This window comes from Klebsiella sp. EMBS2024 (genome assembly GCF_036233805.1).
Lineage (GTDB): Bacteria > Pseudomonadota > Gammaproteobacteria > Enterobacterales > Enterobacteriaceae > Klebsiella > Klebsiella pneumoniae.
Window position 1 is genome coordinate 2,616,100 of record NZ_JAZARW010000001.1, and the last position, 24,675, is coordinate 2,640,774.

The 24,675-nt window shown below is 55.4% G+C and carries 25 protein-coding genes, 3 tRNA genes and 2 pseudogenes; 9 read left to right on the forward strand and 21 right to left on the reverse strand.

The genetic code is table 11. The features are described 5' to 3' along the window. Positions 1-329: 329 nt before the first annotated feature. Positions 330-758, forward strand: coding sequence for a universal stress protein UspC (uspC, locus tag VZP09_RS12070; RefSeq protein ID WP_328795169.1), 429 nt, complete (start codon positions 330-332; stop codon positions 756-758). 23 nt (positions 759-781) lie between these two features. On the opposite strand, the gene otsA is transcribed toward uspC, so the two are convergent. From otsA to VZP09_RS12095, 5 genes are all read right to left on the reverse strand, one after another. Continuing rightward, the gene (gene otsA / locus VZP09_RS12075; RefSeq protein WP_004175414.1) at positions 782-2,206 is read right to left on the reverse strand and encodes an alpha,alpha-trehalose-phosphate synthase; all 1,425 of its coding nucleotides are present in this window, start codon (positions 2,204-2,206) and stop codon (positions 782-784) included. Next, entirely contained in the window at positions 2,181-2,969 is a 789-nt protein-coding gene (gene otsB / locus VZP09_RS12080; RefSeq protein ID WP_032415194.1) for a trehalose-phosphatase, read from the reverse strand. The genes otsA and otsB overlap by 26 nt, the downstream gene beginning before the upstream one ends. 161 nt (positions 2,970-3,130) lie before the next feature. Continuing rightward, positions 3,131-4,111, reverse strand: coding sequence for an L-arabinose ABC transporter permease AraH (gene araH / locus VZP09_RS12085; protein ID WP_002911507.1), 981 nt, complete (start codon positions 4,109-4,111; stop codon positions 3,131-3,133). Between the two features lie 14 nt (positions 4,112-4,125). Beyond that, complete coding sequence (araG, locus tag VZP09_RS12090) at positions 4,126-5,640, reverse strand: L-arabinose ABC transporter ATP-binding protein AraG (RefSeq protein WP_002911516.1); 1,515 nt, start codon at positions 5,638-5,640, stop codon at positions 4,126-4,128. Between the two features lie 62 nt (positions 5,641-5,702). After that, entirely contained in the window at positions 5,703-6,683 is a 981-nt protein-coding gene (locus tag VZP09_RS12095; RefSeq protein WP_002911518.1) for an arabinose ABC transporter substrate-binding protein, read from the reverse strand. Between the two features lie 361 nt (positions 6,684-7,044). Here VZP09_RS12095 and VZP09_RS12100 point away from each other — a divergent pair. Together VZP09_RS12100 and VZP09_RS12105 are read left to right on the forward strand one after the other, a co-directional pair. After that, positions 7,045-7,140, forward strand: a pseudogene (locus VZP09_RS12100) (hypothetical protein); the annotation flags it as partial. 434 nt (positions 7,141-7,574) lie between these two features. After that, entirely contained in the window at positions 7,575-8,084 is a 510-nt protein-coding gene (locus tag VZP09_RS12105) for a non-heme ferritin-like protein (RefSeq protein ID WP_004175413.1), read from the forward strand. 70 nt (positions 8,085-8,154) lie between these two features. On the opposite strand, the gene VZP09_RS12110 is transcribed toward VZP09_RS12105, so the two are convergent. Then, positions 8,155-8,313 (reverse strand): succinate dehydrogenase, encoded by a 159-nt coding sequence (locus VZP09_RS12110; RefSeq protein ID WP_004148869.1) that lies wholly within the window; start codon positions 8,311-8,313, stop codon positions 8,155-8,157. 65 nt (positions 8,314-8,378) lie between these two features. On the opposite strand from VZP09_RS12110, the gene VZP09_RS12115 reads away from it, so the two are divergent. Next, on the forward strand, positions 8,379-9,890 hold the full coding sequence (locus VZP09_RS12115) for an MFS transporter (RefSeq protein ID WP_002911522.1): 1,512 nt from the start codon (positions 8,379-8,381) through the stop codon (positions 9,888-9,890). 37 nt (positions 9,891-9,927) lie between these two features. Here the strand turns inward: VZP09_RS12115 and VZP09_RS12120 are convergent, their stop codons facing one another. Continuing rightward, entirely contained in the window at positions 9,928-10,179 is a 252-nt protein-coding gene (locus VZP09_RS12120) for a DUF2766 family protein (protein ID WP_002911524.1), read from the reverse strand. 150 nt (positions 10,180-10,329) lie between these two features. Here VZP09_RS12120 and VZP09_RS12125 point away from each other — a divergent pair, with 150 nt between their 5' ends. Beyond that, positions 10,330-11,751 (forward strand): MFS transporter, encoded by a 1,422-nt coding sequence (locus VZP09_RS12125; protein ID WP_328795171.1) that lies wholly within the window; start codon positions 10,330-10,332, stop codon positions 11,749-11,751. A gap of 49 nt (positions 11,752-11,800) precedes the next feature. Here VZP09_RS12125 and VZP09_RS12130 read toward each other — a convergent pair whose 3' ends face one another. Next, positions 11,801-12,439: an RpiB/LacA/LacB family sugar-phosphate isomerase gene (locus tag VZP09_RS12130; protein WP_002911528.1), complete on the reverse strand. Its 639-nt coding sequence runs from the start codon at positions 12,437-12,439 to the stop codon at positions 11,801-11,803. 171 nt (positions 12,440-12,610) lie between these two features. Between VZP09_RS12130 and VZP09_RS12135 the strand changes: the two genes are divergently transcribed. Both VZP09_RS12135 and ftnA read left to right on the forward strand, forming a co-directional pair. After that, complete coding sequence (locus VZP09_RS12135) at positions 12,611-12,790, forward strand: hypothetical protein (protein WP_020324969.1); 180 nt, start codon at positions 12,611-12,613, stop codon at positions 12,788-12,790. Positions 12,791-12,847: 57 nt separating this feature from the next. Then, entirely contained in the window at positions 12,848-13,345 is a 498-nt protein-coding gene (ftnA, locus tag VZP09_RS12140) for a non-heme ferritin (protein ID WP_004141101.1), read from the forward strand. 35 nt (positions 13,346-13,380) lie between these two features. On the opposite strand, the gene VZP09_RS12145 is transcribed toward ftnA, so the two are convergent. Then, the gene (locus VZP09_RS12145) at positions 13,381-13,620 is read right to left on the reverse strand and encodes a YecH family metal-binding protein (protein WP_004175410.1); all 240 of its coding nucleotides are present in this window, start codon (positions 13,618-13,620) and stop codon (positions 13,381-13,383) included. A gap of 191 nt (positions 13,621-13,811) precedes the next feature. On the opposite strand from VZP09_RS12145, the gene tyrP reads away from it, so the two are divergent. After that, positions 13,812-15,023, forward strand: a complete 1,212-nt coding sequence (tyrP, locus tag VZP09_RS12150; RefSeq protein WP_004891013.1) for a tyrosine transporter TyrP — start codon at positions 13,812-13,814, stop codon at positions 15,021-15,023. Between the two features lie 24 nt (positions 15,024-15,047). Here the strand turns inward: tyrP and VZP09_RS12155 are convergent, their stop codons facing one another. From VZP09_RS12155 to uvrY, 8 genes and pseudogenes are all read right to left on the reverse strand, one after another. Beyond that, entirely contained in the window at positions 15,048-15,716 is a 669-nt protein-coding gene (locus VZP09_RS12155) for a YecA/YgfB family protein (protein ID WP_004141106.1), read from the reverse strand. Positions 15,717-15,814: 98 nt separating this feature from the next. Beyond that, positions 15,815-16,695 (reverse strand): annotated as a pseudogene (locus VZP09_RS12160) (dihydrodipicolinate synthase family protein). 227 nt (positions 16,696-16,922) lie between these two features. Continuing rightward, positions 16,923-17,009 (reverse strand) — tRNA-Leu (locus VZP09_RS12165). A 13-nt stretch (positions 17,010-17,022) separates the two neighbouring features. Beyond that, positions 17,023-17,096: transfer RNA gene (locus tag VZP09_RS12170), tRNA-Cys, on the reverse strand. A 40-nt stretch (positions 17,097-17,136) separates the two neighbouring features. After that, positions 17,137-17,212 (reverse strand) — tRNA-Gly (locus VZP09_RS12175). A gap of 150 nt (positions 17,213-17,362) precedes the next feature. After that, on the reverse strand, positions 17,363-17,911 hold the full coding sequence (gene pgsA, locus VZP09_RS12180; RefSeq protein ID WP_004141115.1) for a CDP-diacylglycerol--glycerol-3-phosphate 3-phosphatidyltransferase: 549 nt from the start codon (positions 17,909-17,911) through the stop codon (positions 17,363-17,365). A 57-nt stretch (positions 17,912-17,968) separates the two neighbouring features. Further along, positions 17,969-19,801, reverse strand: a complete 1,833-nt coding sequence (gene uvrC / locus VZP09_RS12185) for an excinuclease ABC subunit UvrC (RefSeq protein WP_002911538.1) — start codon at positions 19,799-19,801, stop codon at positions 17,969-17,971. After that, complete coding sequence (gene uvrY, locus VZP09_RS12190; protein WP_002911539.1) at positions 19,798-20,454, reverse strand: UvrY/SirA/GacA family response regulator transcription factor; 657 nt, start codon at positions 20,452-20,454, stop codon at positions 19,798-19,800. The genes uvrC and uvrY overlap by 4 nt, the downstream gene beginning before the upstream one ends. 461 nt (positions 20,455-20,915) lie before the next feature. Here uvrY and VZP09_RS12195 point away from each other — a divergent pair, with 461 nt between their 5' ends. Further along, a complete protein-coding gene (locus VZP09_RS12195) occupies positions 20,916-21,140 on the forward strand; it encodes a DUF2594 family protein (RefSeq protein WP_002911541.1) in 225 nt (74 codons plus the stop codon). A 67-nt stretch (positions 21,141-21,207) separates the two neighbouring features. Here VZP09_RS12195 and sdiA read toward each other — a convergent pair whose 3' ends face one another. From sdiA to dcyD, 4 genes are all read right to left on the reverse strand, one after another. Beyond that, positions 21,208-21,930, reverse strand: coding sequence for a transcriptional regulator SdiA (gene sdiA / locus VZP09_RS12200; protein ID WP_002911542.1), 723 nt, complete (start codon positions 21,928-21,930; stop codon positions 21,208-21,210). Positions 21,931-22,247: 317 nt separating this feature from the next. Further along, positions 22,248-23,000, reverse strand: a complete 753-nt coding sequence (gene tcyN, locus VZP09_RS12205; protein WP_004151455.1) for an L-cystine ABC transporter ATP-binding protein TcyN — start codon at positions 22,998-23,000, stop codon at positions 22,248-22,250. Then, entirely contained in the window at positions 22,997-23,665 is a 669-nt protein-coding gene (gene tcyL, locus VZP09_RS12210; protein WP_002911547.1) for a cystine ABC transporter permease, read from the reverse strand. The genes tcyN and tcyL overlap by 4 nt, the downstream gene beginning before the upstream one ends. 15 nt (positions 23,666-23,680) lie before the next feature. After that, entirely contained in the window at positions 23,681-24,667 is a 987-nt protein-coding gene (gene dcyD, locus VZP09_RS12215; RefSeq protein WP_328795172.1) for a D-cysteine desulfhydrase, read from the reverse strand. Between the last annotated feature and the right edge of the window lie 8 nt (positions 24,668-24,675).

A 24,675-nucleotide genomic window follows, 5' to 3' on the forward strand; every position in this document is an offset into this window, starting at 1 on the left:
TAAAAGAACGCCGACAATCGTTCCGGATTTGCCACCGGAAGGGAGTGGGTACCTGGCTACACTAAAAGCTGTGAAAGGAGGTTACCTTTGTACTTTTGCCACGGAACAGTCGCCGGTGGCAAAATGACAAAGAGATGACGTCGCCACTTCACTCATTTATAAAACAGCATTTCTTTTTAATCAAAAGACAGGTTCATTAATGTGATCTGGTTGGAAGGTCGCCGACTAACGAACAGGCTCGCAAATCCCGGGATCGGCCCTTGCGCAGTCGGGGAAACAGGAGTAAAGAATGGAAGAAAGGGTTATTCCGCGTATCTCAAGGAGGCCAGATGCCTTATACCCATCTGCTGGTTGCCGTCGCGCCAACGCCGGAGAGTCAGGTGTTAATTAAAAAAGCGGTGTCGATAGCCCGCCCCGTTAACGCGAAAGTGAGCTTAATCACTCTCGCTACGGATCCGGAGCTGTATAACCAGTTCGCCGCACCGATGATGGAAAATCTGCGCGAAGTGATGCAGGAAGAGACGCGGAAGTTTCTCAATGAGCTGGCTCGCCACGCGGACTACCCAATAGAAAGAATGACCATCGCCTGCGGCGAGCTAGGCCATCATATTAAGGACTTCTGCCGGTCGCACCGTGTTGATCTGGTGATCTGCGGCAATCACAACCATTCCCTCTTCTCACGCGCCACCTGCTCGGCGAAAAGTATCGTCGGCAGCTGCGGCGTTGATGTCCTGTTGGTTTCCCTTGAAAAGGGCTAACGCCGGTTAGCCCTTTTCCTGAACTAGGCCAGTTTAGGGAAGGTGGCTATCTTCCCCCGCAGACGGCTCTCCTCGCTGCGCGGTGAAATATGCTGCAGATCCTCGACAAAGCGCGCCTGCCAGTTATGAATATCATTTTCTCTGATCACGTCCAGCATCGCTGAATGACGGGCGATACGTTCCGCCAGCGGCATGCTGAGCGCGCGATCCAGCGCGGCGGCAACCTCGTCGCGATCGTAAGGATTGACGATCAGGGCGCTGGTCAGCTCCTGCGCCGCCCCGGCAAACTGCGACAGGACCAGTACGCCAGGGTTATCCGGATCCTGCGCCGCGACGTACTCCTTCGCCACCAGGTTCATACCATCGCGAAGCGGCGTCACCAGCCCGACGTCAGAATAGCGGAAGACCTTCATCAGCAGCTTACGATCAAAATGCTGGTTCAGATAGTAGAGCGGTGTCCAGCCAAGCTGACCAAACTGTCCGTTGATGCGTCCGGCTGCGGTTTCCAGCTGGTGGCGGATATCCTGATAGGCCTGCACATCGCCGCGGGAGGTCGGTGCGATCTGGGTATAACGGATTTTGCCGTGGTGCTGAGGGTACTTCTCGAGCAGCGTCTCGTAGGCGAGGAATCGCTCCGGCAACCCTTTCGAATAGTCAAGACGCTCCACGGAGAAGATATTCTTCACATTTTTCAGCTCGTTCTTCAGCTGGGCCAGCTTCGGCGGCAGCGGACCTTTAGCGTTGCGCGTAATTTCGTCCGGATCGATCCCTATCGGATAAACCTCGGTACTGAACGCCTTACCCCATGCCTGATAGCGTTTATCGCCGAGGTCGGATAGGCGAGTCTGCATAGCAATGCTGTCGAGAAAAGCGGTTCTGTCGCTTTCGGTCTGGAAGCCCAGCAGATCGTAATCGCACAGTTGCTCCAGCAGCTCAGCGTGCGGCGGCAGAGCGTTAAAAATCTCCGGCGTCGGGAACGGAATATGTAAGAAAAACCCGATGCGATTATTCACTCCGCGCTTACGCAGCTCGCTGGCGAAGGGCAGAAGATGGTAATCATGGATCCACAGCGTATCGTCTGGCTCAATCAGCGGTAGAAGCTTGTCCGCCAGCATGGCGTTAACCCGCAGATATCCCTCCCAGGCTTCGCGCTGAAAGCTGACCAGATCAAGGCGATAGTGGAAAGCCGGCCACAGCACGGCGTTAGAGAACTGGTTGTAGTATTCATCATGGTCCCGTTCATTAAGGTTGAACGACGCCCATGAAATATTCCCGCGGGAGACCTGCTTGAGCGGCTGCTGGTCATCGCCAATCTCGCCGCTCCAGCCAAACCACAGACCCCCCGCCGCTCTCAGTGCCCCCAGGATGCCGACGGCCAGACCGCCAGCGCTCGATTTTTTATCGTCCGGTAAGGCGATACGGTTAGAGACTACGACTAAACGACTCATGGTCATCCCTCCTTTCGGTTTGCGCGTCATACGCCAGATGTTGCAACCACGTCCTTACAGCGGCGGCATCCGCCAACCGCCAGTGCGCCTGAGTTTCCCCGGCGCCAACTTTTACCGACATTCCCTGCAGTTGATTAACGACGCTGAATCCCGCCTCGTCGGTCAAATCATCGCCGACAAAAACCGGTTCGCGGCCGGCGAATGGCGCCTCCTGCATGAACGCGGTAATCGCCTCCCCTTTGTTGACGCCGCGGGGTTTAATCTCCACCACGCACTTGCCAAGCTGTAACGCCAGCAGCGGATAGCGCTGAACAATCCGCTGCGCCAGCTCCAGCACGGCGCTCTGCTGCTGCGGGGCCTGGCGATAGTGGAGCGCGAAAGCCATCTCTTTACTCTCCAGCTCACATCCCGGGAGCGCTTCCAGCGCCGACGTCAGCTCAGCCGCGATCTCATCGCGCAGCGCTGTCGGCAGAGAGACGATGTAGGTTTTACCATTGATATCACGGCGCTCGGCCCCGTGAACGCCGGCCAGCGGTAGCCGCCAGGGATGGGTTAGCGTGTCAAGTTCAGCCATTGAGCGCCCTGAAATCAATGCCACCGCGCCCCCCTGCTGCTGGGCCAGCGCATTGAGCGCCTGCAGCGTGCTGTCGGGTATCACCACCTGATCGGGGTGCGGCTGGATATCGGCAAGAGTACCGTCGAGGTCAAAGAAAAAAGCGTAGTTTCCGGTTAGCGCAGGCGGTACAGATATCTGGTTATCCACCCTGTTTCCTCCTTATCATGGCCAGCCGAAGCTGGTTGTTAATTATATGTGAGCCATGTAAGTATAGACAGTGTGACCAACCTCGCCATTTTTGATAGTTACCGCCAGCGAAACGGGCGCTGGCGGCAATTACTCTGTAAACTAAAAAGTTCGGTTTAAATTCAGGCCGCACGTTTGGCTTTTTGTTTGTAGCGGTCGAAGATCACCGCCGCCAGCAGGATCACCCCGCGCACGACGTATTGTGAGAATGGCGAGATATTCAGCAGGTTCATCGCATTTTCCACGGTTCCGAGGATCAGGATCCCGGCCACCACGTAGGAGATCTTGCCGATCCCGCCCTTCAGCGACACCCCGCCCAGCACGCAGGCCGAAATAACAATCAGCTCATAGCCAATCGAGGTCATCGGCTGGCCGCTGGTCATCCGCGACGCCAGAATGATCCCCGCTGCGGCCGATACCAGACCGGAGAGCACAAAGATAATAATCTTGGTGCGCACCACCGGGACGCCGGCCAGGCGCGCCGCCTCTTCATTGCCGCCAATAGCCAGCGTATTACGGCCAAAGGTGGTTTTGTTTAGTAATAATCCGAAAACCACCAGGCAGGCGACGGTCAGCCAGATCGGCGCCGGCAGACCAAACCAATTGGCATAGCCGAGGGTGAAGAAACGTTCATCTTCGATCCCCACCGCTTTGCCGTCGGAGATAATATAGGCCAGGCCGCGGACAATCTGCATGGTGGCCAGCGTGGTGATCAGCGCGTTGATCTTAAGGCGCGCAATGACAAAGCCGTTAACCAGGCCACTAAGCGCCCCCAGCAACAGGCCTGCGGCGATCCCCAGCCACAGGCTTTCGCTGAGATTAATCACCACCGCGGTGGTGACCCCGGCGCAGGCGATAACCGACGCCACCGACAGGTCAAAATCGCCGGAGGCCAGGCAAAACAGCATGCCGCAGGCCACCATCCCGGACATCGAGATCGCCAGCCCCAGCCCTTTCATATTGACGAATGAAGCAAAGTTGGGCACAAAAATCACACAGCCGATAAACAGCACCGCAAACACCACCAGCATGCCAAACTGATCCCAGATGCGGGCAAAGCTAAAGGTTGAGCGGGTAGCCCCGGACGTAGTCACTGATGACATCATTTACTCCTTACTCAGGCGACAGCCTGGCTCACTGTTGGCATCGCAAGGCTTAACGCCTGCTGTTCATTGGCTTCTTCATGCAGCAGTTCGCCGGCGATTTGTCCTTCGCGCATCACCACGATGCGGTCAGCGACGCCCAGCACTTCCGGCAGGTCGCTGGAGGCAAACACCACGGCGACACCGGAGGCGGCGAGGCCATAGATCACATTGTAAATTTCATGTTTGGCGCCGACGTCGATGCCGCGGGTTGGCTCATCAAGCAGGATCACCTTCATCTCTTCCGACAGCCAGCGGCCAAGGATCGCTTTCTGCTGGTTGCCGCCCGACAGGTTCATAATCAGCTGTTCCGGGCCCGGCGTTTTAATATTCAGCGACTGGATATGTTGATCGGCGTTGTCCGCCTCCCAGGCGTTGTTGATCAGGCAGCCAGCGTGAATATGCTTGCGCCGGGCGCTGATATTGATGTTATCGCGCACGGAATGCACCGGAATAATCCCCTCCGCTTTACGATCCTCCGGGCACAGCATCATCCCGGCCTGGATGGCCTGGGCCGGTTTGCGAATGGAGACGGGCTGGCCATCGATATACACCTGACCGCCGGTTATCTGCGTGCCGCCAAACAGGCCTTTCATTAGTTCGCTGCGCCCGGCACCCACCAGTCCGAACAAACCGACAATTTCACCGCTGCGCACCGAGAGACTAACCGGCGTGCGCACGCCCGGCGCTTTGACCTCCTCCAGGCGCAGCCGCTCCTCGCCATAGGGGCGAGGCTTCCAGCCATAAATATCGCCCAGATTGCGGCCTACCATTGCCTGGACCAGGGCGTCGTGGCTGACGCTCGGCATATCGTCAAAGGTGCAAACGTAGCGGCCATCTTTAAAGACGGTGATGGCATCGCTGAGGGCAAAAATCTCTTCCATCCGGTGTGAAACATAGATGATGACCCTTCCCTCCTCACGCAACTCGCGGATGACGCGAAACAGGTTGTCGATCTCTCTGGCGGAGAGCGAGCTGGTCGGCTCATCGAACGCGATAATCTTGGCGTTACGCGCCAGCGCTTTGGCAATCTCCACCATCTGCCATTGACCAATGGAGAGATATTTCAGCGGCGTCTCCGGGTCGATATCCAGACCCAGATGCTCCAGCTGCAGGCGGGCCTCATAGTTGAGCAGCGAGCGATTGACGATGCCGCCTCTGTGCGGCAGCTGACCGAGATAGATATTTTCGGCGACGGTCATCTCCGGGATCAGATGCAGCTCCTGGTAGATAATTGCCACGCCGGCGTTCAGCGCCTCCATGGTATTGGCGAATGCCATCTGCTGGCCGCCGATCTGCAGATGACCCGCGGTCGGGATATAGTTGCCGCTGAGAATTTTCAACAGCGTCGATTTGCCTGCGCCATTTTCGCCCATCAGCGCGTGGATCTGTCCTGGGTAGCAGTCAAAACTGATATCGGACAAGGCCTTTACGCCAGGGAACGTCATGGTGATGCCGCGAAATGAGAGATAAGGGGTAGACTGTTGCATAACGACTCCGCTCTTCTGCACTCAGCCCCCGCGCCGCGGCGGGGGCCAGTTTAATCAGGCTGTTACAGCCCTTTTTTCGCCAGCTCTTCTTTGAAGTTATCGCGGGTAATCAGCACCACATCGGTCACCGCCGTGAACTTCGGCGGCTCGACGCCCTTGGTGACCCAGTTGTAGAGCATTTCGCTGGTTTTGTAGCCGTGGATATCCGGGCTTGGCAGCAGAGAGCCATAGAAGCCGGTCGGCTGCGCCTTCGACAGTTCGTTGACGGCATCCACGCCGTTGATGCCGATGCCAATCACATCGGGAGCTTTAAAGCCCTGACCTTCGGTCGCGCGCACGCCGCCGAGGACGGTGTTGTCGTTCATCCCGACGATCAGCCAGTGTTTAACCTGCGGATGCTGGACCAGCATCGAGTTACCGGCGTCGAACGCTCCCGGGATATCGTTGGATTTTGTCGGCACGCGGTAGATTTGCGCGTCCGGGAAGCCGGCCGCCTTCAGGGCATCGATGGAGCCGGTGGTGCGACGGCGCGCGGTATCCAGCTCATCGGCGGTGATCGCCATTACGGCGGTGTCTTTGACATCCCAGCCGCGCTTTTGCATCTCTTTATAGAGTTCCTGCCCCTGACGGGCGCCAATTTCGCTCGCCGCCATCATCACCAGCGGTACGCTCTCCATCGGTTTGCCCTTCGCATTGACGAACTGGTCATCGACGGTAATCACCTTCATGTCATAGCCACGCGCTTTGGCGACAATCGCCGACCCGAGCTTGGGATCGGGGGTACAAATGACAAAGCCCTTCGCGCCGCTGGCCGCCAGGCTGTCAATGGCATTCAGGGTTTTCTCCCCATCCGGGACCGCAATTTTAATAACGTCAAAGCCTAAATCTTTTCCTGCTTTATCAGCAAATTTCCACTCAGTCTGAAACCATGGCTCTTCCGGCTGTTTCACCAGAAAACCCAGTTTAAGATTTTCCGCCATAGCTGATTGTGACATAACCGCAGCGAGACCAATGGCCGCCAGCGCTTTAGTAAATTTGTGCATGGTAAACTCCAGCTTTAATTCGCTTTCATGTAGGGAAAAATCGGAATTAACAATTTAATCGGCATCAAAACAAGGCATTAGAAAAATCGCATTCCCCACTGCCGTTGTTAGAGTAGTAATACCCGGAAANTATTTCTCCATACGAGAGCATTATCACATCGCGGAATTACAGTAATTGCGTACATACATTTAGCAAAAAATGACATAAAAAATGACACAATTGTCATACAATTTTACCGGGGCATAGCAGGATCATCTATACCATCAGCAGGCTTATCCTTGTGTTGTCAGAGGATGTTTAACGGTGGGTTACAGCACTGTTATCATCAGCGATTGACGGCGTTGCTGCGGGCGATCGCCTGTGCGCCACTCAAATGGCAACCCACCTCGCACCGGTGAGCCACATGGCCCGCTTAATATCGCGAAAAAACGGATCTTTGGCGTAATTTATTCCGAATAGAAAAAATATATTCCTCTTGATAAAAGCGCCTGCAACAAAAAATAAAAATAATGATCATCAACCTGAAACATTACTAATGAAATAACTTATTCCGTTCTCTTCTACGACGAATCTCGTAGTCAAATACTTATATCTTATAACCAATCTGAAACCAGCGAGCCCCTGCCAACGGCGCACAATCTCAGCCCTGGTAGTTTGCACAAATAATGGTGTAACAAAACGTAAATTACCGCGCTTGAGAGTTTTCTTAATTTCGTTGAGCGAGTATTCTTAAATCGTCGGCAAATGGAAAAAATACCCGACTCATATGGAATGTGTAGAGTTTTATTATTCTGCAACAGTGCCGCGTGTCACTATTTTATCTTGTAGTTATCCGCAGGATCCGTTGACGCGCACCAGTAACCCCTTCCCGGTTAATAAGGATATTTTTTATGGCAGTTCCAGGAATGGCACAAAAGCTAAACACCCAAATGAATCTTGAGTTTCACGCCTCTAACGTTTACCTGAACTTAAGTGAGTGGTGCGCCCGGCATCGCTTCGACGGCGCCGCGACGTTTCTGCGCACCCGCGCGCAAAGCAGCATCACCCTCACTATGCGCGTATTTGACTACCTGAAAAAAGCCGGCAGCTGGCCGATCGTCAATCCCGACCACGCCTGTAACCCTGAGTGCACCTCGCTGGAAGATCTGTTTACCCAAACCCTGAGCGATTACCAACAGCGCAGTCGTCTGCTGAGCGGTCTCGCTCAGGAAGCCAAAGCGCAAAGCGATGACAGCACCTGGCGGTTTCTCACGCTGTTGGCGGAAGAGCAGCAGCAGGATGGCCTGCTATTGCAAAGCGTGCTTGAGGAAATTCGTAATGCCGATAAAGCCGGTCTCGGGATGGAGCAGACCGATCGGCGTCTGATGGCTATCGTTGGAGAAGCGCAGAAAGCGCATTAATCAAGCCTTTATCGCTCTGCCAGGGGGAGCGCGTCTGCGCTGCCCCGCCCGGTTTATTAATCCATTACGTCTATTTTTTCTCCCCTATTATTCCTTTCAAGAATAAAAAAGTTTTAACTCGATCCCATTCCCTCATCACCGTTACCCCATAGGGGGGATTAGTGAGCGCGGTCACTTTTTGACGAACCATAAAGAAATATAAAAACAGTGTTTCAAAAATATAAAACACGAGGTTTATTTTTTATGGCTAGATACACGGCTTCAGCCTCTGAAGGGCTGCAGGGAAGACCGATCTTGTTACGCCATCAGTTAGCCTACGGCGGCGGAAATCTGTTAGGGAGCGGCGCACTGGCGATAAGCGGCGCATGGCTACTCTATTTTTATACGACCTTTTGCGGCCTGACGCTGATCGAGGCCTCATTTATCTTCTCCGTCGCCAGCATCATTGACGCTATCAGCAACCCGCTGATGGGCTATCTGACGGATAATTTTGGCAAAACGCGCCTGGGCAAGCGCTTCGGCCGCCGGCGTTTCTTTCTGCTAATCGGTATTCCGCTGATGATGTTCTACCCGCTGCTGTGGGTGGAAGGCCTGAGTTTCTGGTACTACCTTAGCACCTATGTGGTGTTTGAGATCATCTACACCTCTATCATGGTGCCTTATGAAACGCTGGCGACAGAGATGACCGATGATTTCTCACTGCGTTCAAAACTGACCGGCTATAAAGCTATCTTTGGTAAGCTGGCCAACTTCCTCGCGGCGTTTATTCCCGGCCAGTTCATTCTGCTGTATGGCAAAGATTCTGCCACCCCTTTCTTCCTCACCGGTCTGACCTATGGCGCGATCCTGATCGTCGCTATTTCCTGCCTGTGGTTGTGCAGCTGGGAGCGTGAGCGCGGGGAAGAGGTGGAAACCAGCGCGAAAAAAGGACTGCTGAGCACCCTGCTGTCGCTGGCGAAAGATATGCGTTCGACTTTTTATCTACGCGTATTCCGCAAACATCTTGGTATGTACCTGTGCGGCTTTGGCGCGGAATGGCTGTTTGCCTCCATCTTCACCTATTTCGTGATCTTCGTTCTACAACACGATCCAGCGATGGTGGCCGGGCTGAACAGCCTGAACTCGATTCTGCAGCTGATCTCTACGGCGCTGTTTATCGGCCTGTGCGTGAAAAAGGGCTTCAGCAAACCCTATATCCTGGCGCTGGGGATCGTCATTTTCGCGGTTCTGCTGTATACCTCGCTGTGGTTTTTCCATCTACCGTCCGGCCTGGCGACAGTGCTGATGTTCGGCATTACCGTGCTGTTCGGCCTGGGTACCGGCGGGGTTTACTATATACCCTGGACCGTTTACACCTTCCTGGCCGATGTCGATGAGATCTACACCGGACGCCGGCGGGAAGGGATCTATGCCGGCGCCATGACCTTCTCAGGAAAAATTCTGCGCTCGATTGTGGTGTTCTCGATGGGGGCGATCCTGAGCTTCTACGGTTTCCAGTCAAAAGCGCACAGCCAACCGGAAAGCGCGGTGACCGCTATCGCAGTGGTATTCTGCGTCGGGGTGATCGCATTAGCCCTGGCCGCCATCGTCTTCAGCAAGCAGATGAAGCTGGACCGGAAGGCCCATCTGGTGGTGCTGCAGGAAGTCGCGCGGATAAAAGCGGGCGGCAAAATTAGCGATATTGCGCCGGACGTGCGGGTTATCGTGGAGGATCTGGTCGGCCATCGCTACGAAGAGTGCTGGGGCAACAGCAAATTGTTCAAAGATGCTGCCCCTGCGCCTGCGCAGACCGTCGTTTCCCATTAAAGAAGAAGGCCCCGCCGGTATCCGGCGAGGCCTGGTATTAATGCGTTTCTTCCTGTGGAGTAAACTTCAGCTCAATCAACGCGATCGCTTTTTGCACCGCGCGAAGGGTCACCGGATCGGCAGAGGCCGGATGGCTGGCGAAGTCGATAGCTTTCAGCTGAGTGGTCATTTTTTCACGCACTTCCACCGGCGCAATGACGTCAATGACATCGAGGATCTGTTTGATAACCAGCTGGCAGGCAACCACATCGGAAACCAGCTCGTCGTGTTCGGTAAGATGTTGAGACATTAATTACTCCTTTTTTCAGGAGCGTAATAGTACCCTAAATCGTTAACGATAATAAAACCTGCCGTCGCAGGTTTTTTTATCTACCTTACTGGCTGGCGGGTCGTCTCCTGCCGCTTTGCACAGGATCACACTCTTGATGGCAGTGACAACATGAATACCGCGATCTCTTCCCGCGATGAACGTGCTTTTTCAGCGCCGGCGCTGCTGGTGGCCGGTGCCTTTTTTATGGAGTTTCTCGACGGGACGGTGATCGCCACCGCCCTGCCCGATATGGCGAGGGATTTTGGCGTCACCGCGGTCGAACTGAATATCGGCATCAGCGCCTATCTGATTACCCTTGCGGTCCTGATCCCGGCCAGCGGCTGGATCGCCGATCGCTTCGGCGCCCGGGCTATTTTTACTCTCGCCCTGGCGATCTTTACCCTTGCCTCGGTCTTCTGCGGCCTCTCCACCGAGGTGCATATCTTTGTCGCCATGCGTATCCTTCAGGGAGTCGGCGGCGCGCTGATGGTCCCCGTTGGTCGCCTGGCGGTGCTACGCACCACGCCGAAACACCAGCTGATCAAGGCCATCGCCACCCTGACCTGGCCGGCGCTGGTGGCCCCCATTATCGGCCCGCCTTTGGGCGGCTTTATAACCCGCTACGCCAGCTGGCACTGGATCTTCTTTATCAATGTCCCGCTGGGCCTTGCCGCCATCATCCTTTCGCTGCGCATTATCCCTGATATTCGCGAAACGGAACGGCGCTCCTTCGATCTCAGCGGATTTATCACTACCTCGGTCGCGATGGTCAGTCTGGTGACCGCGATGGAGCGGCTCGGCGATCGCCAGCCGCAGATCTGGCCGACGCTGGCTCTCGCCGCGCTTGGCTTCGGCTGTCTGTTATATTCCATTCGTCATTTCCGCCGGGCGGCGGCGCCTATGGTTCGTCTCGACGCCCTGCAGGTGCCGACGTTCCGGGTGACAATGTACGGCGGCTCGTTGTTCCGGGCCTCCATCAGCGCGGTGCCTTTTCTGCTCCCCCTGCTGTTCCAGGTGGGATTCGGTATGGATCCTTTTCATTCCGGCCTGTTGGTGCTGGCGGTGTTTGTCGGTAATTTAACCATTAAACCCGCCACCACACCGCTCATTCGCTGGCTGGGCTTTCGTCGGCTACTGCTGATCAATGGCACGTTGAACGTCTGTTCGCTGCTGGCTTGCGCGCTGCTTACGCCGCAGACGCCGGTCTGGGCCATCATGCTGATCCTTTATCTCGGCGGGGTGTTTCGCTCAATCCAGTTTACCGGTGTAAGCACGCTGGCCTTCGCCGATGTCCCCGCCGCGCAGATGAGTGATGCTAATACGCTGTTCAGTACCGCGTCGCAGCTGGCGGTAGGGCTGGGGATCACGCTCGGGGCGATTGGCATTCGCCTGGGCGAGCAGGTCGGCGACTGGCTGCATCTTACTGAACTACCGGGGATCAGCTTCCGCCTGTCGTTTGTGTTTATCGCCTTGATCTGTCTGGTAGGGATGATCGACAGCCTGCATCTGGCCAAAACGGCCGGCAGCAGCGTGTCGGAGAAGAAGAAATAGAAGAAAAAATAAACGACGGAAGGGCCAGCGGCGCTGGCCCTGATGACGGTTAAGCGACGATCTGGCGAACAAAGTCTTCGATTGCTTTATCCTGGCAGTTTTCGAAGAAGCACTGCTGGAAGCGTGGGCCGGAGACTGCGGTTTTCACCAGCTGCGGATCGATGGCGCGCAGGGTATCGAGGTAGTTCTCTTTTACTACTGCCGCTTTGACCTGGTTGAGGATCCCGGCATTGCGCACCTGCGGTTCTTTGCGCTCCGGCGGATAGCCTTCGCCGTTGCGGCCGGTAAAGGCTTTTTCAAAGATAAACCGCACATTCAGTTCGGCGCCCCAGCCGAAGCCTTTGGCAAACGGCAGCGACAGCGCATTACCGTTGTTGATCTGGGCAAACAGGAACGCATCCGCCGGATCGATACAGTAGCCGCAGACCACGCCCGGATGGATGTTCAGCGACATCAGCGCCCCCTGACCGGTACCGCAGCCGGTGACCACGAAGTCAACTGCTTTCGAATTCAGCAGAATACTGGCCATGATCCCAAGATGGATGTAGGTCAGATGATGATCGTTCTCATCGCTCATGCCGACGTTATAGACCGGGAATCCTTTTTCGTCGGCAACCGCGTTAAGCTCCTTGAGGATGATGGCGTTTTTGTTCGCCTGGCTGTTCTCCATCATCAGTGCAATCTTCATGGNNNATTCTCCTGAATGCTGTGCGGGCCTGCCCGCAGAATGTCATTGACGTTGACTGCACTTTACTACCTTGAAAACAAACTTTCAAATTTTATGAAAAGTTGTTTTAAAATTTACGCAGTGCTTCACACTTTCGCAGGCTCCCCCTGTCTGTTGACCTCAGCCCTCTGCATGCTGGCGAATCCGCTTCGTCCTCCCTTACCACCCGCCGGCGACAAAGTCCTGACCGCCCAGGCAATAATGAATAATAAATTAAAAGCATTCTCATTTATTATTAAACTGCCAATGCGTGTTATTCCCATTAGCATTTTAAATAAAACATTTTTAAATTTACTTTTTGCAAATAATTAAATAACAAATTATAGTGGCAGCCAATAACATCTATTATTTAATTCCAGGAGTGCAACGATGCTGAAAACGGACATGATTGACAAACTGAATGAACAGATGAATCTTGAACTCTATTCTTCTCTTCTTTATCAGCAGATGAGCGCCTGGTGCAGTTACCACAGTTTTGAAGGCGCCGCGGCCTTCCTGCGTCGCCATGCTCAGGAAGAGATGACCCATATGCAGCGCCTGTTCGACTATCTAACCGACACCGGCAGCCTGCCGCGGATCAACGCTATCGCCTCCCCGTTTGCCGAATATGCCTCACTCGACGAGCTGTTCCGCCAGACCTACGAGCATGAGCAGCTGATCACGCAAAAAATAAATGAACTGGCGCACGCGGCCATGACCAGCCAGGATTACCCGACCTTTAATTTCCTGCAGTGGTATGTTGCTGAACAGCATGAAGAAGAGAAATTATTTAAATCGGTGATCGATAAACTGACCCTCGCTGGAAAAAGCGGCGAAGGTCTGTACTTTATCGATAAAGAGCTGGCTACCCTCGACGCGCAGAATTAATCCCCCGCGCCGCGACAGTCCGTGTCGCGGCCCTCTTAATGTCGGCAGATCTTATTTTCTGCGGTAGTAAAACCTTCCTCTCTGGCAATAAATTTGCCTTTTTTCTCTAAAAACGCCACCAACTGTGCGGCGCTTAGATTCTCTGCTGAACAGGTGTGAAACCGCGCCTCTTCGCCAAAGCGGCGGCGAATGGCGGCCTCCAGCGAGGCGACCGTCCAGGATTCACCCGAGGCGAGCATCATCTGTAAAACTTCATGACCATGAATAGAAGACATAACCCCTCCTGCAAAAACCGCCAGCTTAGGCCAGACCGTCAACCCGCGCCTTGCGCTAGCGCAGGCTTTCGCCCTCTTATTGTGTAAACATTTCATTACACAACTTGTAATCCCGATTTGACGAAAGCCGTAATATCCCCTACTCTGCGCGGCATAATTTATTGTTATTTGCTGTAGGGATAGCGAAAAGCGTGAAAAACCGCACTCTGGGCAGTATTTTAATCGTAGCTGGCACCACCATCGGTGCAGGAATGTTGGCAATGCCATTGGCCGCCGCAGGCGTCGGCTTTACCGTCACGTTGGGTTTACTTTTCACCTTGTGGGCATTGATGTGCTATACCGCCCTTTTGCTGCTGGAAGTCTACCAGCATGTCCCTGCCGATATGGGGCTCGGTTCTCTGGCGGCGCGCTATCTGGGCCGTTATGGGCAGTGGGTTACCGGATTCTGCATGCTGTTTCTGCTGTACGCCCTCACGGCAGCCTATATCAGTGGCGCCGGTGAATTACTCGCTTCCAGCCTCAACCAGTGGCTGGACTGGCAGCTACCACCGGCCGCAGGCGTACTGATCTTCACCCTCCTCGGCGGGGCGGTAGTGTGCATTGGCACTGCGCTGGTGGATCTGTTCAATCGCTTCCTGTTTAGCGCCAAAATCGTCTTCCTGGTGATTATGCTGGCCCTGCTGATGCCGCACATTCATCAGGTGAACCTTCTGACGCTGCCGGTTGAGCAAGGCCTGGCCCTGTCGGCCATTCCGGTGATTTTCACCTCCTTTGGTTTTCACGGCAGCGTCCCGAGCATCGTCAGCTATCTGGGGGGGGATATTCGCAAATTGCGCCGGGTATTTATCATCGGCAGCTTTATTCCTCTGGTGGCCTATATTTTCTGGCAGCTGGCGACGCTGGGCAGTATCGACGCCCCGGCCTTTACCGCCATGCTGGCAAATAACGCTGGTCTGAACGGCCTGCTGGAGGCGATCCGCGAAGTGGTGGCGTCACCGCATGTGGAGCTGGCCGTTCACCTGTTTGCCGACCTTGCGCTGGCGACGTCATTCCTCGGCGTCTCGCTCGGCCTGTTTGATTATCTGGCGGATATGTTTCAGCGTAAAAACAGCGTCGGCGGGCGTCTGCAGAGCGGGATAATCACCTTCCTGCCGCCGCTGGCGTTCGCCCTGTTCTATCCCCGCGGTTTCGTCATGGCCCTCGGCTACGCCGGGGTGGCATTAGCCGTGCTGGCGCTGATAATGCCGGCCCTGCTGGTCATGAAGAGTCGCCGAGAGCATCCGCAGGCTACCTGGCGGGTCGCCGGCGGCGCACCGACGCTATGGCTGGTTCTGCTGTGCGGGATCGGCATCGTGGCTATTCAGTTCAGCATCGCTGCCGGGTTGCTGCCCGCGGTGGGATAAAAAAGGGGCCTGCTGGCCCCTTGTTCATTTCGCTAAGCAACACTGCTTATACTTTTTACCGCTGCCGCATGGGCAGGGATCGTTGCGTCCGACTTTCGCTTCATTTCTTATTGGCTGCGGGGCCTCCACCGGCTGCGGATTCGCTATCCAGTACTGGTAAAGCGCCAGCGCCGCCGGCGTGATACGCTCGATGCTGGCGATAAATTCATCCGCCGTCAGATTATCCAGCGCGCTAAACTGTTCTTCGCTGCCGTGGAGCGCGATAGCGTCCAGCTCCGGCTGGAGTTCAGCGGGCAACGTCGACCAGTCGCTCAGCGCCACGCCGCGCAGATAGCCAAAGCACCACTCCTCAACTATGGTCAGCTCCTGACCTTCCGCTTCGCGGGTGCCGAACAGCGGTTCGAACTGATCGGGATAAGACTCCAGCCGTTCGGCGATATCGCTCATATGCTGCAGCGTCAGATTGACAAAGCGATCGCGCTCGCGATCGTTGGCCCAGCGCGGGACATTATCCGCCCCGCCCCAAATCGCCAGCAGCCACTGAGCGGGTTCGATGTCGGTCGGCGCAGAGAGGATCGCCGTCAGCAGGCCATCCAGTTCAGAGACATCCAGAATGGCGCCTTCGGCGGCGTATTTCGCCAGAGTGTCATCCAGCCATTCCAGTTCGTTTTCGTTCAAAGGTCCGGTATTCATTCACAGGCTCGCATGGTAAAAATCGGGCCTACAGTAGCCGAATTGCCGACAGAAAGCCACCCGGCGATACCTATTGCGCCGGTGTCAACGATACGCGATCAGGCCAGGCCGCGCAGCGCCGACGCCACCTCACGACAGGCCTCCTCCCCTAACGAAAGCAAAGGACGGGGAAGCGAGTCTGGATCGCAGAGTCCGAGCACCGCTGCGGCGCTGGCTATCACTCGCAGGCTACCACCATAGCGATCAAAGCATCGCCATAGGGGAGCCAGCTGCTCATTCAGTGCCGCAGTCTGCGCCACATCGCCGCTACGTATCGCTCTTACCAGCGCCAGTGAGCAGCGGGGAAAGAGTCCGCCGCAGACCGAATACCAGGCTTCGCAGCCGGCCTGCAACCCGGCAGTGGCCCACGCATCGCCGCTGACGCCAAGCGTAACGCGAGAGGGAAGATGCTGACGCAGGGCCGCTACACGTTCGCTCGCCTGTGGCGCGGGCAGGCCGGGAATTTTAATCGAGGCAATGGCCGGCAAGGCNCGATGCGCCCCTGCAGCTCATCCGCCAGCATTACGTGGGTAGTGCGGGGATTGTCATACAGGCAAACCGGCACCGAGACATGCCGACAGACTTCTTCGTAAAAGGCAAAGATCTCCTCCGCGGAAAGCGGCTGATAGGACATCATCGGCAGTAATAACGCATCCGCCCCTGCCTCCTGAGCATCCTCCACCAGGCGTAGCACCTCGTTAGTCGCAATGGCGCCGACGCCGACCATCATCGGGATCGACCCCGCATGCGCCTTCGCCACCTGCACCACTCGTCTGCGCTGCTCACGGCTGAGATAAGCGTAGCTACCGGTTGAACCTAAGATGCCCAGAGAGTCGACTCCGGCATCGGTAAGACGGGCGAGAATACGAATAAACGCTTTTTCATCAAAATCTTGCTGATGCAAAGGTGTCAAAGGAAATGCGCAAAGTCCACTGAACATGCTGCCTCCGGCAGGCTGGGCTGAGAGTCCTTTTGATAGTAGCAAGGCGCGATCGTTTTGTCCTGGGACAAATGAGAAATTGACTGTAAGGCAAGAGTTAACCGAAAAACGCCGTGGCGTCAGGCTGGCGGGAAAGGTATCAGAAAGCGAAAGTACAGAAACAAAAAAACCACCCGTAGGTGGTTTCACGACACTGCTTATTGCTTTGATTATTCTGTATTTCCCAATGGTACCCGGAGCGGGACTTGAACCCGCACAGCGCGAACGCCGAGGGATTTTAAATCCCTTGTGTCTACCGATTCCACCATCCGGGCTCGGGATATAAAGTGGAGGCGCGTTCCGGAGTCGAACCGGACTAGACGGATTTGCAATCCGCTACATAACCGCTTTGCTAACGCGCCTTTAATACTGAAGCACCCGCAACTGCCGATGCTGTTAATCTGGAGCGGGAAACGAGACTCGAACTCGCGACCCCGACCTTGGCAAGGTCGTGCTCTACCAACTGAGCTATTCCCGCATCATCAAGTTATTTGCTAATCACTTGATTTTGTTATCGTCTGGAAGACTGTGCCGCCGTTCGATGCGTTGCATTCTACTTATCTCTCGCGGTGAGTCAACGGTATTTTTCGCAACTTTGTATCGTTTGCTGAAAATAACGGCGAAACGATCACTGATCAAGCAAATCGCCGCGCGCCGCGTTCAAATACTGCAGCATCGACCACAGCGTCAGCACCGCCGCCACGAGGAAAAGCGCGATCCCGGCCCACTCCACCCACGGATAAGGACGCCACAGCATCCATACCAGGGCGGTCATCTGGGCGGTCGTTTTCACTTTGCCAATCCATGAGACCGCCACGCTGCTGCGTTTCCCCAGCTCCGCCATCCACTCACGCAGCGCGGAGATAATGATCTCACGGGCAATCATGGTCGCCGCCGGTAGCGTGACCCACCAGGTGTGATAGTGTTCGGCAACCAGCACCATGGCGATAGCCACCATGACTTTATCGGCAACCGGGTCGAGGAAGGCGCCAAAACGGGTGCTCTGATTCCAGCGACGAGCGAGGAAACCATCAAACCAGTCGGTTACCGCGGCAACAAAGAAGATCAGCGCGCAGGCAAACGGCGCCCAGCTAAAGGGCAGATAAAACGCCAGCACAAAAAACGGGATCAGGATGACGCGAAACAGAGTAAGCAACGTAGGGATATTAAATTGCATAGTGACGGGTAACTATCTGTTGTAAGTAAAAATTAGCCCTATGTTGCTACAGAGCCCCTAATGTTTCAACGAGTAGAAGATCTTTTCTGCCAGAGCGTGAGAGATGCCCGGTACTTTAGCAATTTCTTCGACGCTGGCCTGCTGTAGCCCCTGCAGCCCACCCATATACTTCAGCAGCATCTGACGACGCTTCGGCCCCACCCCCTCGATAGTCTCAAGCGAGCTGGTGCTCTTCACTTTCGCCCGTTTTTTGCGATGCCCGGAGATCGCATGATCGTGCGATTCATCGCGAATATGCTGGATCACATGCAGGGCCGGCGAATCCGGCGGCAGGCTAAACCCTTCCCCTTCCGGCTCAAAGAATAACGTTTCCAGACCCGCTTTTCGATCGCTACCTTTCGCCACGCCCAGCAGCAGCGGATGATGTTTATCCCAGGGGACGTCCAGTTCAGCAAACACAGCTTTCGCCTGGGCCAGCTGTCCCTTGCCGCCGTCTATCAGGATCACATCCGGGATCTTGTTGTCATCAATCGCTTTACCATAGCGACGGCGCAGGACCTGATTCATCGCCGCATAGTCATCGCCAGGGGTAATGCCGGTGATGTTGTAGCGCCGATACTCCGCGCGCAGTGGGCCATTGCTGTCAAACACCACACAGGATGCTACGGTCTGTTCGCCCATGGTGTGGCTGATGTCAAAACACTCCATTCGCTTGACGGCCGGCAGCTCCAGTACGCTGGCCAGCGCCTGCAAACGCTGATGAATGGTCGATTGCTGAGACAATTTGGTCGTTAACGCTGTCGCGGCGTTGGTCCGCGCCAGCTTAAGATAACGCGCTCTGTCGCCGCGCGGCTTAGTCTGCACATTGATTCGACGACCCGCCAGCTCCGACAGCGAGTCGGCCAGCAGCGTCTTATCCCCAAGGTTAAAGTCGAGCAAAATCTCCCCCGGCAGCGTGCGCATTTGGCTGCCCTGCAGGTAGAACTGGCCGACAAAGGTCTCCACGACCTCTCCCAGCTCGGTGCCGCCCGGCACTTTCGGGAAGTAGCTTCGGCTGCCCAGCACTTTGCCCTGACGGATAAACAGCACATGCACGCAGGCCATGCCGGCATCGAAGGCGACGCCGATCACGTCGAGGTCGTCACCGGTGTTGGAGACAAACTGTTTCTCCGTCACGCGGCGGACGGCCTGAATCTGGTCGCGGATGCGCGCCGCCTCTTCGAACTCCAGGTTCTGGCTCGCCTTCTCCATCCGCGCGATGAGCTGGGTCAGCACCTGGTCATCCTTGCCGGCGAGAAACAGCCGCACATACTCTACCTGCTGAGCATACTCTTCTTCGCTGACCAGCCCGGCCACGCACGGCCCCAGGCAGCGACCAATCTGATACTGCAGACAGGGGCGGGAGCGATTGCGGTAGACGCTGTTTTCACACTGACGGATGGGAAAGATTTTCTGCAGCAGCGCCAGGGTCTCGCGCACGGCATAGCCGTTGGGAAAAGGACCAAAATATTCGCCCTTCGCATGTTTGGCGCCGCGATGCATCGCCAGACGCGGATGAGTATCGCCGCTGAGAAAAATAAAAGGATACGATTTATCGTCGCGTAACAGCACGTTGTAACGTGGCTGGTACAGCTTAATATAGTTGTGCTCAAGCAGCAGCGCTTCCGTCTCGGTGTGGGTGACGGTCACGTCGATTTGCGCGATCAGCGCTACCAGCGCTTCCGTTTTACGCGACGCAAGGTTGCTGCGGAAGTAGCTACTGAGCCGCTTTTTCAGATCTTTGGCTTTGCCAACATAGATGACGGTTCCGCCAGCATCATACATCCGATACACACCGGGCTGGCTGGTCACCGTTTTCAGGAAAGCTTTTGCGTCAAAAACATCACTCACTGGCTTGCTAACGACTCCGCATTACACAGGCCATGGCGAATTGCCAGGTGGGTCAGCTCGACATCGCCATGAATGTTTAATTTACTGAACATCCGATAGCGGTAGCTGTTAACCGTTTTAGGACTCAGATTTAGCTGCTCTGAGATCTCATTCACCTTCTGACCTTTGGTGATCATCAGCATAATCTGCAATTCGCGTTCAGACAAACTGGCAAACGGCGATTCTGTCTTTTCGGGTTCAATCTGACTTAACGCCATTTGCTGGGCAATATCGGAGGCAATATAGCGCTGCCCGGACGCGACGCAGCGGATGGCATTCACCACTTCCTGCGGCGCGGCGCCTTTACTGAGATAGCCTGCCGCGCCCGCCTGCATGACCTTGGCAGGTAAAGGATTCTCGGTATGCACGGTCAACATGATCACTTTGGTGCCCGCCACGGAGCGCGCGATTTTGCGCGTCGCTTCAAGACCACCGATCCCAGGCATGTTCATGTCCATCAGGACGACATCTGCGGAATTAGCCCGGCACCACTTGACGGCGTCCTCGCCGCAGCAGGCTTCGCCAGCGACTTTAATCCCTTTTATATCTTCCAGAATGCGTCGTATCCCTGCGCGCACCAGTTCGTGGTCATCAACAAGAAGAACGTTGATCAAAGGAATAATCTCCAGAATGAGGGATAACGCTACTGATACTTTATCTCCCACATATTACCGGGTTTTATTGCTATTTTAAAAGGCAAAAAAATGCCCTCGCCTCGATTTGGCTCTCATTTATGGCAATGTCTGTGCACACTAAGTGGAAAGTCATTGAGAACAGTCAGTTGCCCGGCTCTTATTTTTTAACAATACTCATACAGAAGGCACAAAAAATACAACAGATTACGTAGCGTATAAATACGAAGCAAAATATGTAACAATTATTAACGAGCTAAATAGATCGGGGAAATTATTGGCTTGCCGACGGCTATTACGTATTATCCGAAGCATAAAAACATTCACAGCTCAGATGAGAGAACAGAAATTAAGCACACCTTTTTTTTCTGTCGCTTGTGGTATACTGCGCGGCCTTCACATTGAGTAGAGCGCAATAGCGCAGCGAGTAAACGAGGATATCGATGAGCACACCAGATTTTTCCACTGCAGAAAATAAGCAGGAACTGGCGCAGGAAGTCTCCTGCCTGAAAGCGATGATTACGCTGATGCTGCAGGCGATGGGCCAGGCGGATGCGGGGCGCGTGATTATTAAAATGGAAAAGCAGATTTCACAGATGGAAGATGAGGCTCAGGCCGCCGTATTCTCCAGCACCGTTAAGCAGATTAAACAAGCCTATCGGCAGTAATCCTGTGCCGGCTGAAAGTATCACTGACAGCCGGTATCACGTCTGACACGCAGAACGGCAGGCGCATTCAGATTAGCCCAGTCGCCACGGCGTAGCAGGCAATTTGCGTTTTATTCGGCGCATTAAATTTCCGCTGCATATTCTTCTGATGGAAATTCACCGTATTTTCCGAAATCGAGAGAATCATCGCCACCTCCGCCGAAGTCTTTCCTTCCGCCGTCCATTTGAGGATTTCCAGTTCGCGGCGGCTGAACTTCATCTCCGGCGGCATCACCATCTCATCTTCCAGACGCAGCAGCGTCAGCAAGCTTAGTTCAGTCAGCGTTCGCAGACGCAGCTCAAGCTCATCTTCAGGGTAACCGCCCGGCAGACGATTGTTCGCGGAGACAGAGAGAAATCCCTGAGCATGGTTTGGCAACGTCAGGCACTGCGTCACCCCCTTTTGCAGACCATGGTCACGCGCCCCGTCCCACAGTGCCGGCGCATCACGAAACAGGCTGTCGTTCCATGGCAGATGGCCACGCATAAAATTCTCCGGCCGTAACACAGGATCTATCGCGAAATAATTTTCTGCCTGATAGTGCGACATCCATGCGCGGGGGTAAGTCGACTGGAACGTAACGCGGGGGCGGGTGAAAGGCACCGGGTGGCGCACACAAAGCGTGTAGTAATCATATTCCAGCGCTTCGGTTTCACGTTGCAGGAGATTATAAACCTCCTCGCCGGTGGCCATGGACTGAAATTGGTGCAGCATATCCCGCCGCCAGCTGAAAAAATCATTGTCCCTCATAGCTGTGCAAATAACTCCTGATTGATAATCATTATTATAAATACAGAAAACTAACACATAAATCTTATTTATATGTATAAAATATCGTAGCTGTCGCATTTATTAGTCTGAAGGCTTGCCATTTTCCCGCTCGCCGCACAGAAACATAGCGTTTTTCTCCCATCATGTTCTACACCCTGCCAAGGGCGATGGGAAGCGGTGTATACGGCCGTGGGAGTCAATAGCGCAAAGACGTGTCGCGGGGGCGTTACCCCGCCGCGAGAGTGGGCTAAACGCGGCGGCTCCCGCGAAGCTGAGCCGCCGCGCCAGCCCATGCTTTACTGCATCAGGAATTTTTCAAGGAACTGACGGGTACGCGGCTGCTGGGGCGAAGCGAACAACGCTTTTGCCTCGCCTTGTTCGACAATGCGTCCCTGATCCATAAATATCGCCCGATCGGCTACGTCGCGGGCGAAACTCATTTCATGGGTCACGATCACCATGGTGCGTTTTTCCTGCGCCAGCTGACGGATGGTGTTGAGCACCTCCCCCACCAACTCAGGATCGAGAGCCGAGGTGGGTTCATCAAACAGGATCACGTCCGGACGCATAGCCAGCGCGCGGGCAATAGCCACTCGCTGCTGCTGCCCGCCGGAGAGACGGCGCGGATAGCTATTCTCTTTTCCGCTGAGCCCCACCTTCGCCAGCAGTTCGCGCGCCCGCGCCATGGACTCCTGCTTATCTTCACCTTTTACGATGACCGGCCCTTCAATAATGTTCTCCAGCACCGTACGGTGGGGAAACAGATTAAAGTTCTGGAAGACAAAGCCGACGTGCTGGCGCAGCTGGCGAATGAGCCCTTTCTGCGGCCCGAGGCTGCGACCGGCGTCGATCGTCACATCGCCGACGCGGATAGTGCCGCTCTCCGGTTGCTCCAGCAGGTTGATGCTACGCAGCAGGGTGGTTTTGCCCGAGCCGCTGGGGCCGATGATCGCCACCACTTCCCCTTTCTGTACCTCCAGGTCGATACCATGGAGCACCGTCTGGCCATGGAATTTTTTTACCAGGCTTTTCACTTCTATCGCACTCATTTCGGATCACGCTCCTGGCGGTTCAGCTGGTTTTCAAAATAATTCTGCAGCGAGGAGAGCACTGTCGCCATTACCCAGTAGATCAGGGAGGCCGCCAGATACATGGTGAAGACCTCCAGGGTTCGCGAGGTGATTAGCTGCGCCTGACGAAACAGCTCCGGCACCTGGATCGTTGCCGCCAGCGAGGTATCTTTTACCAGGCTGATAAAACTGTTCGACAGCGGCGGCAAAGCGACCCGCGCCGCCTGGGGTAAAATGGCCCGACGCATCGTCTGCCAGGGCGTCATACCGATACTGGCCGCCGCTTCCCATTGCCCTTTATCAATCGAGGCGATGGCCGCGCGCAGCGTTTCCGCCGCATAGGCCGCAGTATTCAACGACAGGCCGATCATCGCCGCCGGGATCGGGTCAAGCTCAATGCCGAACTGCGGCAAGCCGTAGTAGATCATAAACAGCTGGGCGATAAGCGGCGTGCCGCGGAAAATGGAGATATACATGCGCGCCAGCCATTTTACCGGCCAGACTGGCGACATGCGCATCAGCGCCAGGATAAAGCCCAGCACCAGGCCGAAAAACATCCCGCCAATGCTCAGCTGCAGCGTAAAGACGGCCCCTTTCAGCAGAAAAGGGGCGGAATCAATGACCAGTTGGATACTTTCTTGCATGCTGTCGTTTCTGTATTAGAGGTGAGGATGATAGGCAAACAGCGCCGGCGCTCCGCCGGTGTGGACGAACAGTATCGGCCCTTCATCCTTAAAGCGCTTCTGCGTGATGCCGTCGATAAGCCCGGCCATCGCTTTGCCGGTATAGACCGGGTCGAGCAAAATACCTTCCAGCTGCGCCAGCAGCTTCACTGCGGCCATCCCATCTTCGTTTGGCGTACCGTATCCTGGGGCAAAGTAGTCATCCCACAGTATAATTTCAGCCTTCGCCTGTAGCTCGAGACTGTTGGCCACGGCCCGCTGCAGCGCCTCCACTTTCGGCAACTGGTCAGCGACCGAGCGCGACACGGTCACCCCAATCAGTTCCGCCTGCGGCATCAGCTGTTCAAGGCCGACCGCCAATCCGGCATGGGTGCCGGCGCTGCCGGAGGCGACCACGACTGACGAGATCGCCACCGCGTCTTCGCACTGCTGGCTGATTTCCAGTGCGCTTTCCACATAGCCTAACGCGCCGAGGGCATTGGAGCCGCCGACCGGAATAACATACGGACGATACCCCTGCGCCTCAATGCGGGTCGCCAGCTCATCGAGCTGGGCGGCGGGATCGGTCAGGGCATCACACATCTCAACCTGGGTGTTAAAGAGATCCAGCAGCAGACGGTTGCCATTGCTCAGATAGTTCTCCGCCCGGGTGCCGATGGGATTTTCCAGTAGCGCCACGCAATGCAGTCCCAGTTTCGCAGCGACTGCCGCCGTCTGACGCACATGGTTAGACTGGATCGCGCCGGCGGTGATTAAGGTATCCGCGCCCTCGCGCAGCGCATCGGCGGCGAGAAACTCCAGCTTACGCAGTTTGTTGCCCCCCATCGCCAGCGGCGTCGTATCATCACGTTTAATTAAAATTTCGCGCCCAAGGTGATCGGACAGACGCGGGAGATACTCCAGCGGCGTCGGCGCGCCGATCAATTCCAGGCGCGGAAAGCGGGTTAAGTTTTGCAGTGACATGGCCCCTC

Bases quoted from the DNA above. Each gene is read 5' to 3' on its own strand.
- uspC (WP_328795169.1), top strand. From the start codon at position 330: ATGCCTTATACCCATCTGCTGGTTGCCGTCGCGCCAACGCCGGAGAGT.
- otsA (WP_004175414.1), bottom strand. From the start codon at position 2,206: ATGAGTCGTTTAGTCGTAGTCTCTAACCGTATCGCCTTACCGGACGAT.
- araH (WP_002911507.1), bottom strand. From the start codon at position 4,111: ATGTCATCAGTGACTACGTCCGGGGCTACCCGCTCAACCTTTAGCTTT.
- araG (WP_002911516.1), bottom strand. From the start codon at position 5,640: ATGCAACAGTCTACCCCTTATCTCTCATTTCGCGGCATCACCATGACG.
- VZP09_RS12095 (WP_002911518.1), bottom strand. From the start codon at position 6,683: ATGCACAAATTTACTAAAGCGCTGGCGGCCATTGGTCTCGCTGCGGTT.
- VZP09_RS12105 (WP_004175413.1), top strand. From the start codon at position 7,575: ATGGCAGTTCCAGGAATGGCACAAAAGCTAAACACCCAAATGAATCTT.
- VZP09_RS12120 (WP_002911524.1), bottom strand. From the start codon at position 10,179: ATGTCTCAACATCTTACCGAACACGACGAGCTGGTTTCCGATGTGGTT.
- VZP09_RS12125 (WP_328795171.1), top strand. From the start codon at position 10,330: ATGAATACCGCGATCTCTTCCCGCGATGAACGTGCTTTTTCAGCGCCG.
- VZP09_RS12130 (WP_002911528.1), bottom strand. From the start codon at position 12,439: ATGAAGATTGCACTGATGATGGAGAACAGCCAGGCGAACAAAAACGCC.
- VZP09_RS12135 (WP_020324969.1), top strand. From the start codon at position 12,611: ATGCTGGCGAATCCGCTTCGTCCTCCCTTACCACCCGCCGGCGACAAA.
- ftnA (WP_004141101.1), top strand. From the start codon at position 12,848: ATGCTGAAAACGGACATGATTGACAAACTGAATGAACAGATGAATCTT.
- VZP09_RS12145 (WP_004175410.1), bottom strand. From the start codon at position 13,620: ATGTCTTCTATTCATGGTCATGAAGTTTTACAGATGATGCTCGCCTCG.
- VZP09_RS12155 (WP_004141106.1), bottom strand. From the start codon at position 15,716: ATGAATACCGGACCTTTGAACGAAAACGAACTGGAATGGCTGGATGAC.
- pgsA (WP_004141115.1), bottom strand. From the start codon at position 17,911: ATGCAATTTAATATCCCTACGTTGCTTACTCTGTTTCGCGTCATCCTG.
- VZP09_RS12195 (WP_002911541.1), top strand. From the start codon at position 20,916: ATGAGCACACCAGATTTTTCCACTGCAGAAAATAAGCAGGAACTGGCG.
- sdiA (WP_002911542.1), bottom strand. From the start codon at position 21,930: ATGAGGGACAATGATTTTTTCAGCTGGCGGCGGGATATGCTGCACCAA.
- tcyN (WP_004151455.1), bottom strand. From the start codon at position 23,000: ATGAGTGCGATAGAAGTGAAAAGCCTGGTAAAAAAATTCCATGGCCAG.
- tcyL (WP_002911547.1), bottom strand. From the start codon at position 23,665: ATGCAAGAAAGTATCCAACTGGTCATTGATTCCGCCCCTTTTCTGCTG.
- dcyD (WP_328795172.1), bottom strand. From the start codon at position 24,667: ATGTCACTGCAAAACTTAACCCGCTTTCCGCGCCTGGAATTGATCGGC.